Origin of the sequence: Glycomyces terrestris (assembly GCF_003933745.1) — a bacterium.
Lineage (GTDB): Bacteria > Actinomycetota > Actinomycetes > Mycobacteriales > Micromonosporaceae > Glycomyces > Glycomyces terrestris.
On the sequence record NZ_RSEB01000004.1, the window covers coordinates 472,006 to 489,780 of the forward strand.

The 17,775-nt window shown below is 71.0% G+C and carries 8 protein-coding genes and 1 pseudogene; all 9 read right to left on the bottom strand.

Annotated elements, in window-relative coordinates; translation table 11 throughout:
• Positions 1–30: 30 nt before the first annotated feature.
• Positions 31–1,842: an RICIN domain-containing protein gene (locus EIW28_RS16280; protein WP_197717314.1), complete on the bottom strand. Its 1,812-nt coding sequence runs from the start codon at positions 1,840–1,842 to the stop codon at positions 31–33.
• Positions 1,843–1,929: 87 nt separating this feature from the next.
• On the bottom strand, positions 1,930–5,679 hold the full coding sequence (locus EIW28_RS16285; protein ID WP_125248751.1) for a glycoside hydrolase family 2 TIM barrel-domain containing protein: 3,750 nt from the start codon (positions 5,677–5,679) through the stop codon (positions 1,930–1,932).
• Between the two features lie 18 nt (positions 5,680–5,697).
• On the bottom strand, positions 5,698–8,550 hold the full coding sequence (locus tag EIW28_RS16290) for a glycosyl hydrolase family 95 catalytic domain-containing protein (protein WP_125248752.1): 2,853 nt from the start codon (positions 8,548–8,550) through the stop codon (positions 5,698–5,700).
• 170 nt (positions 8,551–8,720) lie between these two features.
• Complete coding sequence (locus tag EIW28_RS16295; RefSeq protein ID WP_125248753.1) at positions 8,721–10,796, bottom strand: alpha-galactosidase; 2,076 nt, start codon at positions 10,794–10,796, stop codon at positions 8,721–8,723.
• Positions 10,797–10,891: 95 nt separating this feature from the next.
• Positions 10,892–13,459 carry a carbohydrate-binding protein gene (locus tag EIW28_RS24705; RefSeq protein WP_125248754.1) on the bottom strand — a complete coding sequence of 856 codons (2,568 nt, stop codon included), beginning with the start codon at positions 13,457–13,459 and terminating at the stop codon, positions 10,892–10,894.
• Positions 13,460–13,557: 98 nt separating this feature from the next.
• Positions 13,558–14,499 (bottom strand): annotated as a pseudogene (locus tag EIW28_RS25685) (LacI family DNA-binding transcriptional regulator); the annotation flags it as partial.
• Between the two features lie 29 nt (positions 14,500–14,528).
• Positions 14,529–15,848, bottom strand: coding sequence for an ABC transporter substrate-binding protein (locus EIW28_RS16310; RefSeq protein WP_125248755.1), 1,320 nt, complete (start codon positions 15,846–15,848; stop codon positions 14,529–14,531).
• A gap of 46 nt (positions 15,849–15,894) precedes the next feature.
• The gene (locus tag EIW28_RS16315; RefSeq protein ID WP_125248756.1) at positions 15,895–16,710 is read right to left on the bottom strand and encodes a carbohydrate ABC transporter permease; all 816 of its coding nucleotides are present in this window, start codon (positions 16,708–16,710) and stop codon (positions 15,895–15,897) included.
• Between the two features lie 9 nt (positions 16,711–16,719).
• Positions 16,720–17,673 carry a carbohydrate ABC transporter permease gene (locus EIW28_RS16320; RefSeq protein WP_197717316.1) on the bottom strand — a complete coding sequence of 318 codons (954 nt, stop codon included), beginning with the start codon at positions 17,671–17,673 and terminating at the stop codon, positions 16,720–16,722.
• Between the last annotated feature and the right edge of the window lie 102 nt (positions 17,674–17,775).

A 17,775-nucleotide genomic window follows, 5' to 3' on the forward strand; every position in this document is an offset into this window, starting at 1 on the left:
CTCGCCCGGGCGGCGGTGTTCGGCGCGGCGCTAGACCAGGGTCCAGCGCTGGTTCGCGCCGCCGTTGCAGCTCCACAGGATCACCCGGGTGCCGTTGGCCGTCGCGCCGCCGGTGACGTCGAGGCAGAGCCCGGACGCGGCGTTCGTGATGGTGCCGTTCGCGTTGCGGACCCACCGCTGGTTCGCGCCGCCGTGGCAGGTCCAGATGATGGCCTGGGTGCCGTTGGCGGTGCCGCCGTTCGAGGCGTCCAGGCACTTGCGGTTCCCGCCCGAGTAGACGGTGAGCTCACCGGCCGCGGTGGCGGTCCACTGCTGGTTCGCGCCGTTCCAGCAGTCGTAGATCTGCAACTGCGTGCCGTTGGCCGTGGACTGGTTCGGCACGTCCAGGCACCGGTTCGACGGGGCCGAGCGCAGCGCCCCGGTGACCTCGCCGGTCCCCTGGCCGCCGGGGGTCAGGGTGACGGTGTAGGCGTCGTGCGCCGACTGGAGGTTCACCGGGACCGTGATCGAGCCGCCGGCGGCGCTCATGTCCTGCTCGAAGACGACCTGCGGCGCGTTGAGCGGCGCCTGCTCCGGAATCCGCTCGACCTTGACGTGGACGTTCCCGTCGTTGACGAGCCAGGGCGTGGCCGAGAGGCCGTCGTACCTGACCGAGGCCGATCCGGTGCGCCCGTTGATGTCGCCGATGACGGTGACCACCCGCTCGGCGGCGCTGTCCTTCGCGGCGGAGATCGCGGTGCCGCCGACCTGCCCGGAGGTGCCGACCAGGGTCCCGGTCATGTCCGCGTAGGCGCGCATCACCCACCACAGGCCGGTCGGGCGCCAGCCGTTCGAGGTCGGGGTCAGCAGGCCCGTGAGGTTGGGCTCCAGGCAGCAGAACCAGTTGCCGCGCAGCGCGTTCGCGTAGTCGGACTGCGCGAAGCGGGCGAGGTACCAGGCGAGGACGTTGGCCTCCTGCATGTCGGCCGGCTGGTACTCGTTGGCCGACATCGGCAGCGGCGGGATGCCGCTCGCGGCCAGCATGTCGAGTGTGGACTGGCCGACGCGGACCGGGTCGTCGACCACGCCCAGGGTGTGGTTGGCGATCCAGTCCGGCAGGGTGCCCGCGGCCTTGGTGTGCGCCAGCCAGGTCCGCCACTGCTCGGGGCGGCGGTCCGGGGTGTAGGCGAACGAGGGGCCGAGGATGACCGCGTTCGGGTCGACGCGCCGGATCTCCCGGACCGCGGTGTCCCACATGCGGAAGTACTGCTCGCTGTTGACCCCGCGGGTCCAGAAGATCTCGATGTCGGGTTCGTTCCAGATGTCGTACGACATCGGCATTCCGGTGTCCCGCATCCTGGTGGCGATGGTGGAGACGAAGGTGGCCCAGTTCGAGCAGTCGCCGTTGTCGCAGGGGTACATCGTGTTGGCGCCCTGCCCGCCGTACGCGCCGTACACGTCGCTCAGGATCACCTGGTACTGGGCCTCGTAGGGCGCGGCGGTGAAGCGCCGGGCCTGCGAGGTGAGCGAGTTCACGATGGTCTGGGTGGCGGTGCCGTAGCGGTAGCCGTCCTCGATCCAGCCGCGGGTCATGTGCCCGCCGGCCCGGAAGGCGTTCATGCGCAGCGGTTCGAGGTACTGGTCCGCCGGCTGGCTGCCGTCGCCGGTGACGCCGTACAGGAATCCGAGGCCGACGCCGTTCGACGGCCCCTGGTCGGAGGCGAGGTTCACGTTCATCGTGACCTGCGCCCGGCTCTCGCCGGGGGTGACGATGAGGGCCGCCAGGACCATCGCGAGGGCGAGGCCGATCGTGACCGCGGCGCGGCCGCGCCAGGTCAGCGGCCTGCCGCCGAGTGCGGACACCGGTGGTCTCGAAGCGGCTGAAGCGGGTCGGGACATCGGGTGCTCCTTTCTGTTCGGCCGGCGCGCCGGCGGCGCGCCGGCGAGGGGTCAGCTTCGCTGGAGGGCGAACAGCTGGTTGGCGCCGCCGGTGACGTTCCACTGCGAGATGCGGGCGCCGTCGGCGGTGGACTGGCCCCACACGTCCATCGCCAGTCCGCTCTGGCGGTTGACGAGGGTCACGGTGCCGCCGCCGTGGTCGACCACCGACCACTGCTGGCTCGCGGCGGTGGAGGCCGGCTGCTGGGTGATGTCGGCGCCGGTGCCGCTGCCCGACACCTGGAGGACGAGTCCGGAGTGGCGGGCTCTGATCCGCCAGTAGCCGGCCCCGGCGTCCACGAAGTCGAACTGCTGGTTGGCGCCGCTGTGGATCGCCCACTGGATCAGCGCCGCGCCTGCGGCGGTGGAGGAGCCGTTGACGTCGGCGGCCTTGCCGCTGTGCTGGGCGACGAGCCGGTAGTGCACGCCCGGCTCGACCGGCCCGGTGCTGCCGCCGCCAGTCTCGGTGGGCTTGCGGGACAGCGCCATCGCCTGGCCGACGCTCGGCAGGGGCTTGAGCCGGTAGGTGTAGGAGTAGTCGTGGCTGGGGAACAGCTTGTACTGGTCGAGCGGTTGCGCGCCCCAGCTGTCGTCGCCGCCGACGCCGGTCTGCCGGTAGTTCAGCCGCAGCACGACGTCCTGGCGGCGGGTCAGCTGGTAGTCGTGGCGGACGCCGACGGACAGGTCCTCCGGGGTGAAGTGGGAGGCGTTGACCTCAAGGAGCGGCTCGCCGGTCGCGAGCAGGCCGCGCCCGGCGGCGTCGACCAGGGCGACCCAGCGGACGTCGGTCTTGTTGCCGTTCTCCTGCGGCCGGAGGTACGGGGTCCACTGGTCGGACACCGTGGAGGCGTAGACGCCGACGTCGGTGCCGGTGCGGCGGTCCCAGTGGTTCTCCTCGGGTCCGCGCCCGTAGTAGTGCAGCTGCTCCAGGGCCGAGGGCAGGAACAGGATCGTGCCGACTTCCGGGATGTAGGGCAGGCTCGACGAGCCGGGGTGGAGGAAGCCGTCCACTCGGATCTCGCCGTTGCCGTAGATCGTGTACGTGGTGCGGAAGGTCGACTGGGTGCTCGTCGGCAGCGTGCCCGTGACGGTGATCCGCCGGGACCGGTCGGACGGGCGTTCGAGGACGACGCCTGTGACGGCCCGGTTGCGTCCGGCGGCGCGCCAGGTGCCGTTGCGGGTCGGGTGGCCGTTGCCGCGGTCGTTGTCGGTGGGGGCCCGCCAGAAGTTCGGGACCGGGCCGGAGTTCACCAGCCGCATCCCCATCGCCTCGTACGCGGTGATCTCGCCGGTCGACCTGGAGACGGCGACGCTGAAGCCGGTGCCGGTGACGGTGAACCGGTCGCTGGTCTGGGAGTCGGTCAGCGTCGGCACGTCCGCGAGCGGGACCGGGACGACCGGCGGGCTGTCGAAGTCGACGGGGAGCTGCTGGGCGGCCACCTCGTGTCCGGCGTCGGCCCAGGCGGTCGCGGACTTGAGGGTGAACGAGAGTTCGAGGAAGTGCTCGGTGCCGGGGGCGATCGGGGCCGGGCGCTGGATCGGCACGCGGATCGCCTTGTTCGTCAGCGGCGGGATGTCGAGCTGCTGCGCGGTGAGGCGGCCGCTCTGGACGACCGCGCCGTCGGCGACCAGCGCCCAGGCGCCGTCGAACTCGTTCACGTTGTGGAAGGCGTACTCGTTGGCGATCCGGACGTCGCCGGCGGCGAGGTCGGCGCCGGCGGTGGTGTTGATCGCCTGGTAGACGCGCTTGACCTCGGTGGACTTGCCGGTCGGCTCGCGGCCGGCCAGGACGAAGCCGTTGCCGCAGAAGTTGCCGTCGTTGGGGTTGTCGCCCCAGTCGCCGCCGTAGGCGAGGTAGGTCGCCCCGCCCCCGAGCGGGATCGGCCAGCGCAGGGCCTGGTCGGCGAAGTCCCAGAGGAACCCGCCCTGGAGGATCGGGTACTGGCGGATGACGTCCCAGTACTCCTTGAGGCCGCCGTTGGAGTTGCCCATCCCGTGGGAGTACTCGACGAGGATGTAGGGCCTGGTGTCGCCGGTGTCGAGGGCGCGGGCCCGGATCCCGGCGGCGGTGTTGTACATCTGGGTGCGGATGTCGCTGACCGCGGGCCGGCTGTCGCCCTCGTACTGGATGATCCGGGTGGGGTCGGCCGCTCGGATCCAGTCGCGCATGGCGACGAAGTTGGAGCCGCCGCCGGCCTCGTTGCCGAGGGACCACATGACGACCGAGGGGTGGTTCTTGTCGCGGTGGACCATCTGGGCGGCCCGGTCGATCACGGGCGCGGTCCAGGCCGAGTTGGACGCCGGGTACTGGTCGCGGACGCCGTGGGTCTCGAGGTTGGCCTCGTCCATGACGTACATGCCGTACTCGTCGGCGAGGTCGTACCAGTCGGGGTGGTTGGGGTAGTGGGCGGTGCGGACCGCGTTGACGTTGAGCCGCTTCATGACCTCGATGTCGCGGACCATGTCGTCGCGGGTGAGCGCCGCGCCGTGGTCGGGGTCCATCTCGTGGCGGTTGGTGCCGCGCAGCGAGACCGGTCTGCCGTTGATGCGCATGAGGCCGTTGCGGATGGCGAACTCGCGGAAGCCGACGCGCGTGGACACGATCTGGGTGACCGCTCCCGAGGGGTCGCGCAGCCGCAGCACAGCCGTGTAGAGGTTCGGGTGCTCGGCCGACCAGAGCCTCGGGCCCGTGACGGCTTTGGAGCCGCGCGCGACCGCGTCCCGGCCCGCCTGCACGGAGCCGATGTCGACCTGGGACGTCATCGGCGCGGGCCAGACGGCCTGTCCGTCGAGGTCGTAGAGCTGGGTCTCGACCGTGTAGGTCCCGGACCGCTGGGCGCCCTTGTAGCGGACGGCGGCGGTGACGGCGAGGTCGGCGTTGGTGTAGGCGTCCCGCAGGGGCGTGTCGATCTTGAAGTCGCGCAGGTGGACCTGGGGCAGGGAGTAGAGGAAGACCGGCCGGAAGATCCCCGCGAGGCGGATCATGTCCTGGTCTTCCATCCAGTCGCCGTCGGGGAAGCGGTAGACCTCGACCGCGATGAGGTTGGAGCCGGCGCGCACGTGGTCGGTGACGTCGAATTCGGACGGCGTGTAGGAGCCTTCGCGGTAGCCGACCTTGGTGCCGTTGACCCACAGGTAGCACCCGGATTTGACGCCTTCGAAGTGGAGGAGGACGCGGCGGCCCTGCCAGGCGGTGGGGAGGTCGAACCTGCGGCGGTACTGGCCGACCGGGTTGAAGCGGGTGGGGGCGAAGGGCGGCTGGGCGTTCTCGTGGTCGCCGTTGGCGCCCCACCACGGGTAGGTGAAGTTGAGGTAGATGGGGAAGTCGTAGCCTTGCAGCTGCCAGTTGGACGGGACCGGCATCGAGTCCCATTCGCTGTCGTCGCGGTCGGTGCGCCAGAAGTCGGCGTCGCGGTCGGCGGGCCGGTCGGCGTGCTGGAAGCGCCAGTCGCCGTCGAGGTCGAGCCGGTACGGCGAGTCGGTGCGGTCGGCCCGCAGGGCCTGCTGGAGGTCGGCGTACGGCATGAAGGTGGCGTGCGGGGGCTCGGTGCCGACCTCGAAGATCCCGATGTTGTTGTTCCACTCGGGGTAGCCGTTCGGCGGGTCGGTCCAGGCGGCGGTGGTCTGCTCGGCGGCGGCGGGGGTGCCGGGTTCGGCGGCTGCGGCCCCCGTGGGCAGGGAAGCGCTCCCAAGGGCGGCGAGGCCGCTCCCGAGGAGGGTTCTGCGGCGCGCGCGGGCGCGCCTGGCGGATGCTTCCGACATGGTGGTCTCCTATCGGCTTCAGGCGGGCCGGAGTTCGAAGCGCTGGTTGGCGGCGCCGGTGGGGTTCCATTGGGAGATGCGGGCGCCGTCGGCGGTGGACTGGCCCCACACGTCCATGGCGAGGCCGCTGTGGCGGTTGACGAGGCTGACGGTGCCGTTGCCGTGGTCGGTGACCGACCACTGCTGGCTCGCGGCGGTGGAGGCCGGCTGCTGGGTGATGTCGGCGCCGGTGCCGGTGCCGGAGACTTGCAGGACGAGTCCGGAGTGGCGGGCTCTGATCCGCCAGTAGCCGCCTCCGGCGTCGACGAAGTCGAACTGCTGGTTGGCGCCGCTGTGGATCGCCCACTGGATGAGGGCGGTACCGGCGGCGGTGGAGGCGCCGTTGACGTCGGCGGCCTTGCCGCTGTGCTGGGCGACGAGGCGGTAGTGCACGCCGGGCTGCACCGCCGATCCGCCGCCGAGGGAGGTCGCGCGGTAGGTGCGGCCGGCCTGGCCGGGGAACGCGATCAGGTCGCTCTCGGGCTCGTCGGGCACGATCGCCGCGCCGTTCGACTCGTCCACGAGCTCGTAGTCGCCGGTGAACATGCGGCTGCGGATCCTGACGGGGCCGTCGCGGTCGGGTCTGACGGTGAGGTCGTCGATCGTGCCGCCGCTCCAGGTCGCGCCGACGGTGTAGCCGCCGCGGCCGCGCAGGCCCGACACGGACCCGGTCGGCCAGGCGGGCGGCAGCGCGGGCAGCAGGTGCAGCTCGCCGGCGTGGCTCTGGAGCAGCATCTCGGCTATCCCCGAGGTCGCACCGAAGTTGCCGTCGATCTGGAAGGGCGGGTGGAGGTCGAACATGTTGGGCGCGAGGCGCTCGGGCGTCACGAGCAGGCGGATCAGGTCGTGCGCCCTGGTGCCCTCCTCCATGCGCGCCCAGTAGTTGATCTTCCAGGCGAGGGACCAGCCGGTGCCGGCGTCGCCGCGCAGTTCCAGGGTGCGGCGGGCGGCCGTGAACAGCTGCGGGGTGCCGCGCCTGGTGATCTGGTTGCTCGGGTGCAGGCCGTAGAGGTGGGAGATGTGCCGGTGCTGCGGGTCGGTCTCGATCCAGTCGTGGAGGTACTCCATGATGTTGCCGCGCGAGCCGATACGCATGGGGGCCAGCCGTTCGCGGGCCGCCCGGACCTCGGCGCGGAAGTCCGCGTCGACGCCGAGGACCTCGCTTGCGGCGGCGCAGCCGTTGAAGAGGTCCCGCAGGATCTGGTTGTCCATGGTGGGCCCGGCGCAGACGGTGGCGTCGTTGTGGTGCAGCATCTCCGGCGAGTTCGAGGGGTTGGTCACCAGCCAGCCCAGTCTCGGCTCCTCGACGAGGGTGTCCAGGAAGAACTGCGCCGCGCCCTTCATCGCGGGGTAGTTCGCCTCCAGGAAGGCCCGGTCGCCGGTGAACCGGTAGTGGTCCCAGATCATGGTCGCCAGCCACGCGCCGCCGGTGGGCCACATGCCCCAGCGGGCGTCGTCGACCACTGAGGTCCCGCGCCAGCCGTCGGTGTTGTGGTGCGCGACCCAGCCGCCGGCGCCGTACTGGACGTCGGCGGTGCGCGCGCCGGTGGCCGTGAGGTCGCCGATCATGTCGAACACCGGCTCGTAGCACTCGGACAGGTTCGTGGTGTCGGCCGGCCAGTAGTTCATCGGCAGGTTGGCGTTGAGGGTGTACTTCGACTCCCACGACGGGGTCATCGAGTCGTTCCAGATGCCCTGGAGGTTGGCCGGCTGGGTGCCGGGGCGCGAGGAGGAGATGAGCAGGTACCGGCCGTACTGGAACAGCAGGGCCGAGAACTGGGGGTCGCTGCCCGAGCCGTGCCGGGCGATGCGGTCGTCGGTGGGCTGGTCGGCGGCGGCGGTGCGGCCGAGGTCGATGGCGGTGCGGTCGAACAGCGCCCGGTAGTCGGCCACGTGCCGGGTCCGGAGGCCGTCGTACGAGGCGCCGGTCGCGGCGTTGAGGCGGTTCCAGGCGTGCCCCTGGTAGTCGCCGTTCACGGTCTGGTAGTCGACGTAGCTCGTCCCGATCGAGATCAGGAGCGTCACGGCGTCGGCGCCGGAGACCTGGAGGGTGCCGCCGGAGGAGCTGGTACTCCCGCCCTGGACGACGGCGCGGGCGAGGGCGAGGAACTTCACGGACCCCGCGATGCCGCGCTGGTCCCCCGACCGGCCGTCGAGGGCGATGGTCCGGGAGTCGGGACTGGACTTCGCGGCGCGCTGCGGGGTGCTGAACGCGGCGGAGAACGAGACCCGGCCCGCGGTCCCGGCGGTGAGGCGCACGGCGATGACCTGGTCGGGGTGGGAGGCGATGACCTCGCGCTGGTAGCGCACGCCGCCCGCGGTGTAGCTGACGCCGGCGGCGGCCGTGGTGAGGTCGAGCCAGCGCTCGTACCCGGAGGCGCCGCTGATGCCCGGGAAGGTGAGGTTGAGGTCGCCGACGGGCTGGTAGGCGAGCTGGCCGGCGGGCCTGCCGAGCATCGTCTGGTTGATGAGGCTCTGGGCCTGGCCCCACTGGTCGGCGAAGACGAGCTGGCGGATCTGCTGGAGCGAGTCGGCTCCGGCGGTGTTGCTGTAGTCGTGCGGGCCTCCGGCCCAGACCGTGTCCTCGTTGAGCTGGAACCGCTCCGTGGCGGTGTTGCCGAAGACCATCGCGCCGAGGCGGCCGTTGCCGACGGGGAGTGCGCGCAGCCAGTCGGTGCCGGCCGGTTCGTCGTACCACAGTGCCAGGTCGCCCGCGGCCTGCACCGCCGGCGGCGCCGCCGAGGCCGCGGGCGGCGCCGTCCATTGGAGGGGCGCGGCGAGGGCGCCCGCCGCTCCGTATTTGATCACTTGCCTGCGCGGGAGCGCTGCCATCGGTCCTCCGAGGGGGGTGAAGGTCCACGCTTTCTATTGACGTTCGTCAATACATGGATTCCCTCAGGGTACTTACATCCGACCTAAGAGGTCAAGGGATCCGCGCAAGCCCGGATAAAACTCGCGCGAATCCTGTATTTGAAGACGATTCATCTGATCTTTCTTGAGGCTCAAGCGATCTGAATCAAGACGACCATCGTCGAGGCGTAGTCGCCGGGGTGCAGGTCGAGCGCGAGTCCGTGCGAGGCGAGCAGCGCGCCGTGGTGCACCCGGCCGGTGCGCTCGTCGCGGTACCGGGCGCCCGGTTCGAGGCCGTGGAGCTTGAGCAGCGGGTCGGGGTAGCCGAAGGCGCGCGCCTTGCGCCAGGCCAGCACCACGGTCTCCTCGCCCCTGGTGTACTGGACGCCCTCGACGCCTCCGGCCCGCAGCGGGTGCCGGCGTCCGAGCTGGACGACGGGCCGGATCCGCTTGTAGTCAGCCACCAGCTCGGCGCCGCGGCCCAGCTCCTCCTCACTCCAGATCCGCAGGTCGCCGCCGACGGCGAGGACGCCGGCCATGGCGACGTGGAAGCGGAAGTCGAGCGGGACCTCCCGGCGGGTGAACGGGTTCGGCGAGTCGGTGACCCATGCGCCCATGACCCGCGCCGGGTACACCTGCGCGAAGCCCTCCTGGATCGCGATGCGGTCGACGGCGTCGGTGTTGTCCGAGGTCCACACCTGGTCGGTGCGCCGCAGGATGCCGAAGTCGACGCGGCCGCCGCCGGACGAGCACGACTCGATCCGCAGGGCGGGGTGGTCGGCGCGGAGCCGGTCGAGGATCGCGTAGAGGTTGCGGGTGTGGTCGAACCAGAGCCGGTCCGGGTCCGGCTCGCCGGGCCAGCCGGCTTCCGTGAAGGGGCGGTTCATGTCCCACTTGACGAAGTCGATCTCGTTGGCGCTCAGCAGTTCGTCGAGGCGGGCGTGGAGGTACTCGGCCACGTCGGGGCGGGCCAGGTTGAGCACGAGCTGCTGGCGCACCTCGCTGCGGCGGCGGTGCGGCTGGTGGTAGACCCAGTCGGGGTGGGCGCGGTACAGGTCGGAGTCGGGGTTCACCATCTCCGGCTCGACCCAGATCCCGAACCGCATGCCGCGCGCGTGGACGTGCTTGATCAGCGGCCCCAGGCCGTCGGGGAACCGGTCAGGGCTCGGGGTCCAGTCGCCGAGCCCGGCCCGGTCGTTCACGCGCGCGCCGAACCAGCCGTCGTCCATGACGAACAGCTCGCAGCCCATCGCCGCCGCCCGGTCGGCCAGGCGCATCTGGTCCTCGGCGGTGAAGTCGAACTCCGTGGCCTCCCAGGAGTTGTAGAGGACCGGGCGGACCTCCTCGGGGTGCGGCAGGACGTGGGCGAGCGCGTAGTCGTGCCAGGCGGCCGCGGCCGCGGCGAAGCCGCCCGCGGTGTGCAGTCCGGCCGCGACCGGGGTCTCGAGGGTCTGGCCGCCGCCCAGGCGGATCGTGATCGGGTCGTGGCCGAAGCCGGCGGAGACGGTGACGCTGCCGGTGGGGCCCTTCTCGACGGTGATCCGCCAGGTGCCGCTCCAGGCGAGGGCGGTCGACCAGACCGGGCCGGAGGTCTCGGTGGCCTCGCCGTCGTCGATCGCGACCCACGGGTTCGACTGGTGGCCGGTGACGCCGCGGCGGGAGCCGATCACGGTCTCGCCGAAGGGGATCGTGGTCCGGGTGAGCTGTGTTTCGGCGCCCCACTCGCCGTGGAGCTGGCTCAGGCGGGGGGCCTCGAGTCCGGGCACGACCCAGGTCGCCGAGTCGGCGCGGACGACCTCGATGTCCTCGGCGCCGCTGTTGTGCAGCGTGATCGAGCGCTCGATGACGTCGGTGCCGGGGCGGGTCCGGTAGGTGGTGCGCACCTCCAGCGGATAGTGCCGGTCGGTGAAGACGAAGGTCAGGTCGCCGTCCTCGGCGAGCGCCTCGGCGAAGGCGAGTTCGAGGTCGCGGGTGCCGTCGGCGAAGCGGACCTGGACGCCGTTGTGGCCGTATTGGAACGCGGACGCGGCGGCGAGGTCGAAGCGGGGTTCGCGGCCGATGACGGGCCGGAACGCGGCCTCGGGGAGGTCGAGGAGGGCGAGCGCCTGCTCGGTGCTCAGCCGGGGGCCCCAGTGGAGGCCGCGGAGCCGGTCGTCGTCGTCCAGGGCCACGACGTAGCTGGTGTTCGGCGTGTCGATGGTCCAGAGGCGGGGTTCGCGCGCGGTCATGCGGCGTCCTTTCACGGGTGTCGGTGGTGCTGGTGTCCGGTGTCGCGGTGAGCGCCCGCCCCGGTGCGGGGCGGGCGCTCACCGGCGCCGGCGGGTCATTCTAGGAGCGGCGCGATCGCGAAGCGCTCGAAGTGGGCGGCGCGGCCTTCGCGGTCGCCGATGTCGGTGAACAGGCCGGGGTTGCCGATCTCGATGGTGTTGGTCCCGGCTTCGAGGTCGACGATGAGCGGGTAGGACCAGAAGTCGCTCCAGCTCCAGGTCCCTCGCATGGGGACGGTGCGGACCGGTTCGCCGTTGACGGTGAACTCGGCGTAGCGGGAGATGATGTCGATGTTGTAGTCGTGGCCGCTCTTGCGCTCGTCGTTGGCGTAGTGGACGAGGAGCAGGTGCGGTCCGGCCTGGTCGGCTTCGACGGTGAGGGTGGCGGTGTTGCCCTCGCCGCCGCCCACGCCGGTGATGGCCTGGCCGCCGGCCGCCCACGGGTCGTCGGTCAGGGTCGCGGTGCCGGACAGGTCGGCGTCGGCGGCCGCGATCTGGGTGAAGTCCTCGGTGCCGCCGTCGCCGGTGACGGTGAGGGCGTGGACGTCGAGGGCGCGCCGGCCCGCGGCGTTGAGGGCGATGCGGTTGACGCCTTCGTGGAGGGCGAGGGTCTGCTCGTCCTCCAGGTCGAAGGCGACGTCCTCGCCGTGGGGGCCGAGGACGGTGAGCTCGCCCTTGCCGTCGGCGTCGACGGCGACGTCGTAGTAGCCGTCGGCGGGCGCGTAGACGTCGAAGACGATCCGCTCGTCGCCGCGGACCTCGACGCCTTCGTCGCGGCCGTAGTCGTAGTCGGCGTCGCCTTCGGTGCGGGCGAGGACGGCCGGGTAGGTGTGCGTGTCGACGGCGGCGGGCGTGAGGTCGATCTTGTCGAGTCCGGCCTCGCCGTACGCGGTGCCGGCCTCGTGGTCGGACTTGGCGAGCGCGATCGCGTTCGCGCCGGCCTCGAGTTCGACCTGGACGGTGACCTGGCCCCGGGAGCCCCACTGCATGGTGGACGGGTAGGTGATCGTCTCGGCGGGGCCGCCGTTGACGGTGAGGAACTGCTCCGTGGGCGAGGCGCCCTCGGGAAGGTTGCGGCCGTATGTGTTCCCGTAGGTGACGGTGAGGTCGTAGACGCCGGCCGCGGGGACGTCCACGTCGAACTCGACGCGGCTGTCGGCCCGGGTCAGCGAGCCGACGCTCTTGCCGCCGGAGGCGGGGAAGGAGAACGGCCTCGCGGGGCCGCCTTCGTCGTAGACGGTGCCGGCGGTGATCGCGGCGTCCTCGGCCTCCCAGGTGCCGGTCCACGGGAGTTCGACCTCGTCGACCCGGCCGGTGCCGGGGGTGAGGGTGATCCAGTAGGCGGACATGGGGTCGAGCCCGGCGAGTTCGATCGCGGCCGCCCCGCTGCGGTCGGGGCGGAGCGCGATGCGGTCGACGACCTGCGGCGGCGGCGAGGAGCCCTCGTTGCCGGTCCAGGCGATCTCGTGGACGGTGGCGGTGATCCTGCGGCCGAGGTCGGCGCCGGCGGCGTCGAGGCCGGTGAGGTCGACGACCGTGTCGCCCGCGCCGCCGCCGAGCAGGATCTGCGCCTGGCCCTTCGCCTCGTCGTAGGTGGCGATGCCCTGGAGGGTGTCCACGGCGTTGTCCTGCGGCGGGGTGACGAGCGCGGTCTGGCCGGTCATCTGCGAGTAGGTCTTGAGGAACCACCAGCCGCCGTTGGGGACGTTGGTCTGCGGGGCGTTGCCGGAGAGGCCGCCCGCCGCGGTCCAGTACGCCATGTCGGCGAGGGCGTCGGTGTCCTCGAACATGGCGGCCCACTGGACCATCTGGCCGGGCATGCCGAAGTCGCGGTTGTTGCCGTACTCGTTGATGTTGATCTGGCGCGGCTCGATGCCGAGTTCGGCTTCGAGGGCGCGGTAGTGGTCGTGGTTGCCCTCGTAGTAGCGCAGCGAGTCGGGCGAGAGCTCGTGCCAGGTGACGACGTCGGGGACGGTGCCCGCGGCGACGGTGTGCTCCATGAAGTCGCGCATGAACCGGGCGTCGTAGTGGGACTCGTTGGGGCCGGCGATCGGCGTGTCGGGGGCGATCTCGCGGAGGCGCTCGTAGGCGAGGTCCCAGTCGCGGAAGAAGCGGGCGGTGGTGCCCTCGTAGTCGGCGCCGCGGTTGTACCAGATCCAGTTGGGTTCGTTGAACGGCACGTAGACGAGCCGGTCGGCGTGCTCGGACGCCTCCATGACCGGGACCATCTCCTCGATCTCGGCGAGGTAGGCGTCGATGCCGTCGTTCTGGTAGGGCCAGTCGGGGTACCAGTCCTGGAGGTTGACGAAGGCGTCGCCGCCGTCGTGCTCGGCGAGGACCTCGAGGACGTCGTTCGCGTCGCCGTTGGGGTGCTGGAGGCCGCCAGTCGGCTTGGGGGCCATCGAGGCCATGTCGAGCGCGTCGAGGAGGTTGTCGCCGGGCACGCCGTTCTCGGAGATCCCGTACAGGGAGCCGACCGCGCCGTGGGTCGGCTCGCCCGTGAGCCGTCCGAAGTCGACGGCGAGGACGGGGAGGTCCTGGGCTTCGGCGGGCGCGGCGGCGAGGCCGGTGAGGAGGCCGGTCGCCGCCGCGGCCGCGAGGCCCCTGCGGAGGAGTGGATGCATTGCAGCCCTTTCGGTAATCGTCGTTGGCGAGGGGGACCGGAGGTCTCGCGCACGATCAGTTCGGGTGACCGCCACGCGGGACGGGGCTTGGGGCCGCCTTCGAGCTTGGACCGCAGCAGGTCGAACGCGCTGCGGCCCACGCCGCGGAAGTCGAGGTCCACGGTGGTCAGCGGCGGGATGTGGTAGGCCGCGAAGGGGCTGTCGTCGCAGCCGATGACGCTGAGGTCGCCGGGGACGTCGCGGCCCGCGTGGTGCGCGGCGTGGAGGACCCCGAAGGCGAGGTCGTCGTTGCCGCACATGACGGCGGTGACCTCGGGGTCGGCGACGAGGGCGACCGCGGCCTCGGCGGCGGAGCCGATCGTCCAGCCGGACTGGACCGCCTCGGGAGGCGTGATGCCCGCTTCCGCGAGGGCCTCGGCCCAGCCGTCCTGGCGCCGCGCCTTGCCGGGCATCGCCAGGTAGTGGACGGTGCGGTGACCCATGGACAGCAGGTACCGGGTCGCCCGCTGGGCCACGATCCGGTCGTCGAGGGACACCAGCCAGTCGTCGGCGTCCGGTTCGAGGCCGAGCTGGTCGTCGCCGGTGGCGACCACGGCCCCGGGTTGGGACCTGCGCAGGACGCGCCTGGCGAGCGTGGTCGTGGCGTCGTGGGCGATCACGATGGCGGGCGCGCCGTCGTGCGAGAGCCGGGACTGGATGTCGTGCTCGGTGTACGTCTGGTCCGGGTCGAGCACCGAGACGAGCACGGTGAACCCGGCGGCGCTGGCGGCGTCCTCGATGCCGCGGAGCGTCTCGGCCGTGCCGTACAGGGAGGTGTCGAAGGTGAAGACGGTGACCGACCGCACGGCGCCGCCGGCGAGGGTGCGGGCCGAGCGGTTGGGCCGGTAGCCCAGTTCGCTGATGGCGGCCTTCACCTTCGCGCGGGTGGCGGCGGCGACCATCGGCGCGTCGTTGATGACGCGCGAGACGGTCTGGTGCGACACCCCTGCGTGCTTCGCCACGTCGAAGATGCTGACGGGCTTGGATTCGGCGGCGCTCATGCGGTCGGTCACCTCTCGGTTCGGGTCGGCTATTCGGCGTTGGCGAGTTCGACGACCGCCTCCGCCGCTGCCTGGGCGTCCTTCTGGCCCAGCCAGACCTGATTGAACTCGTCGAGGGCCGCGGTGCCGAAGGCGGCGTCGTTCATCGACAGCGGGTAGCCGATGGTGGTGCCTTCGGCGGCGGTCTGGAACCCGGTCACGTCGATGCCCTGGCCCGCCCAGTAGTCGGCGAAGCCCTGGTTGAGGGAGGACACGCCCGGCCATACCGAGCCCATGTCGGTGGCGATGGCCTGCGCCTCCTCGGAGCCGAGGAACTTGACGAGCTCCCAGGCCTCGTCGGGGTGCTCGGTCCCCGCGTAGATCGCGTTGGAGAGTCCGTTGATGACGGTGCCGGAGCCGGCGGGCCCGGACGGGTTGTCGGCCACCGCCCAGGTGCCCGGTTCGAGGCCGTCGCGGTAGAAGCTGAGCGTCCAGGAGCCGTCGAGCGCGGTGGCGGCCTGGCCGGCGACCACGTAGTCGCCGGGGACGCCGCCGTTGGGCTGGTTCGTCGACTCGGCGGGGACGGCCACGCCCCAGCGGTTGTAGAGGTCGGCGGTGAACTGGATGGCCTCGACGCATTCGGGGGCGTCGATGGCGTAGTCGCCCCAGGGCTCGGTCTGGAGCGCGCAGCCGTTCTGGACCGCGTAGTTCCACCAGTCGGTCTGGCCGGTGTTGGAGGACATCGCGGTCCCGTACTGGACCACGTTCTCGGGGTCGAAGTCGGGGCTGAGGGCGTTGTTCCCGGCGGCGTCGAGGGTGAGCTTCTGGAGGAACTCCACATAGGTCCCGCCGTCGACGGGGTTCCATTCGAGGTCGCCGACGGTGGCCGGGTCGATGCCGGCGGCTTCGAGCGCGTCGACGCGGTAGACGAGCGCGATGGAGTCCCAGTCCTTCGGCAGGCCGTACTGGTCGTCCTCGAACCGCCACGAGTCGTAGAGGCTCGCGGGGTAGACCGAGGGGTCGACGCCGTCCTCCTCGATGTAGTCGGTGAGGGGCAGCAGGACGCCGTTGTCGGCGTAGGTCGGGAAGCGGGAGACGTGGTTCCAGAAGACGTCGGGCGCGTCCTCGGCCGCGAACCGGCTGTCGAGGCCGGTCCAGTAGTCCTCCCACGGGTTCTGCTCGAGTTCGACGGCGATGTCGGGGTGGTCCTCGTTGAAGGCCGCGATCATGGCCTCCAGCGCCGGCCGCTGGTTGTCGTCCCAGAACGCATACCGCAGCGTCACCGCTCCGCCGTCGTCGCCGCCGCAGGCGGCCGTGGCGGGGAGGGCGAGCGCGAGGGCGGCGAGGGCCGCCGAGCGCGTCTTGTTCATCCTTCGTGCCTTTCGTCGTTGAGAGGTTGGCGGAGAGGTCCGGTCGTCATTTCATGCCGCTGAGCGCGATGGAGCGGACGATGTGCCGCTGGAAGGCCAGGAAGACGGCGACCAGCGGGAGCAGCGCCATGGTGGAGGCGGCCAGGACGAGGTGGTACTCCTGGTTGAACTGGCTCTGCATCTGCGCGATGCCGCGCGTGATGACCCGGGTCGACTCGGAGTGGGTGATGATCAGGGGCCACAGCAGGTTGTTCCAGGTGTTGACGAAGCTGATGATCGCGAGCGTGCCGAGGATCGGCTTCGCCATCGGGACCATGACGCGCCACAGGATGGTGAACGTCCCGGCCCCGTCGATGCGGGCCGCGTCCTCGATCGAGGCGGGGATGGTCTTGAAGTACTGGCGCACCAGGAACACCCCGTAGGGCATGAGGAACCCGAACACGAACGGCAGCACGAGCCCCACGTGCGTGTCCACCAGGCCGAGCTCGCGCACGATGATGAAGGTGGGCACCAGGGTCACGATCTGCGGGACCATCAGGGTCGCGATGTAGGCCCAGAAGAGGGCGTCGCGGCCGGGGAAGTCGAGGCGCGCGAACGCGTAGGCGGCGAGCGTGGAGAACACGAGCTGGCCGACGGTGACCGCGACCGCGACGACGACCGAGTTGACGACGAAGGTCGCGAAGTCGTAGCGGCTCCACACCTCCGCGAAGTTCGCCAGGATCGGGTTCGCCGGCGGCGCCCACGGCTCGGAGGTCAGGATCTCCTGCTTGGACTTGAAGGCGGCGTTCACGGTCATCAGGTAGGGCGCGACCGAGAGCAGCGCGCCGGCCACGAGCACCAGGTAGAGCGGGATCTTCTTCATCGGAGGCTCCTAGCTGAAGTCGTAGACGGTGCGCTTGCGGAAGAGCGCGGCCTGGGCCAGGGTGATGAGCGCGATGATCGCGAACAGGATCACGGCGAGCATGGAGGCGTAGCCGGCGTTGCGCTGGGTGAAGGACTCCAGGTAGATCTGGTAGTTCAGCGTCGCGGTGGAGCCCGCCGGTCCTCCGGCGGTCATCACGTGGATGGTGTCGAAGACCTGGAACGAGCCGATGACGCTGGTGATGAGCACGAACAGCATCGCCGGGCGCAGCAGGGGCAGCGTGATCGAGAAGAAGCGGTGGACCGGGGAGGCGCCGTCCACGTCGGCGGCCTCGTAGAGCTGGGCGGGGATGGCCTGGAGTCCGGCGAGGAAGAACAGCATCGTGTAGCCGGTGTACTGCCAGACGTTGACCGAGGCGATCACCGGCATCGCCCAGGCCGAATCGGTGAGCCAGGCCGCGCCGTCGACGCCGAACAGGCCCAGGAACCGGTTGAGGGCCCCGTAGGCGGGGTCGAAGACCCAGCGCCAGATGACGCCGAGCGCCACCGGCATCGCCATCCACGGCAGCACGTAGATGACGCGGAAGGCGTTGCGGGCCTTGATCTTCGCGTTGAGCGCCAGCGCGAGGAGCAGGGCCAGCACGGTCTGGGCGGGGATGTTGAGCAGCACGTAGTAGAAGGTGTTGCCGATCGCCTGGAGCGCCCGTTCGTCCTCGGCCAGCGCGCGGTAGTTCTCCAGGCCGACGAACTCGGGGTCGGACAGCAGGTTCCAGTCGAAGAAGCTGAGGGCGACGACTACGAGGATCGGCGCGATGAGGAAGACCGCGAAGCCGAGGAGGCTCGGGGCGAGCATCGCGTAGGCCGGCAGCGTCTGCCGCGGTTTCCACGACCGCGCGGCTCGGGGCGGCGTTCCTTGGGCACTGGCGGGCGCGGGGCGCGGCGTGGTGGCGGGCAGGGTTCGCATGGCACCTCGCTGGTCGTCGGGGACTGAGGATGCGAGTGCATGTTAGCGCTCACGGACGCGAGACGTCAAGACTCATCAATACGTCCATTTATAGGTCGGCAG

Coding starts and splice junctions, on each gene's coding strand:
- EIW28_RS24705 (WP_125248754.1), bottom strand. CDS start 13,459: ATGCATCCACTCCTCCGCAGGGGCCTCGCGGCCGCGGCGGCGACCGGC.
- EIW28_RS16290 (WP_125248752.1), bottom strand. CDS start 8,550: ATGGCAGCGCTCCCGCGCAGGCAAGTGATCAAATACGGAGCGGCGGGC.
- EIW28_RS16295 (WP_125248753.1), bottom strand. CDS start 10,796: ATGACCGCGCGCGAACCCCGCCTCTGGACCATCGACACGCCGAACACC.
- EIW28_RS16285 (WP_125248751.1), bottom strand. CDS start 5,679: ATGTCGGAAGCATCCGCCAGGCGCGCCCGCGCGCGCCGCAGAACCCTC.
- EIW28_RS16310 (WP_125248755.1), bottom strand. CDS start 15,848: ATGAACAAGACGCGCTCGGCGGCCCTCGCCGCCCTCGCGCTCGCCCTC.
- EIW28_RS16315 (WP_125248756.1), bottom strand. CDS start 16,710: ATGAAGAAGATCCCGCTCTACCTGGTGCTCGTGGCCGGCGCGCTGCTC.
- EIW28_RS16320 (WP_197717316.1), bottom strand. CDS start 17,673: ATGCGAACCCTGCCCGCCACCACGCCGCGCCCCGCGCCCGCCAGTGCC.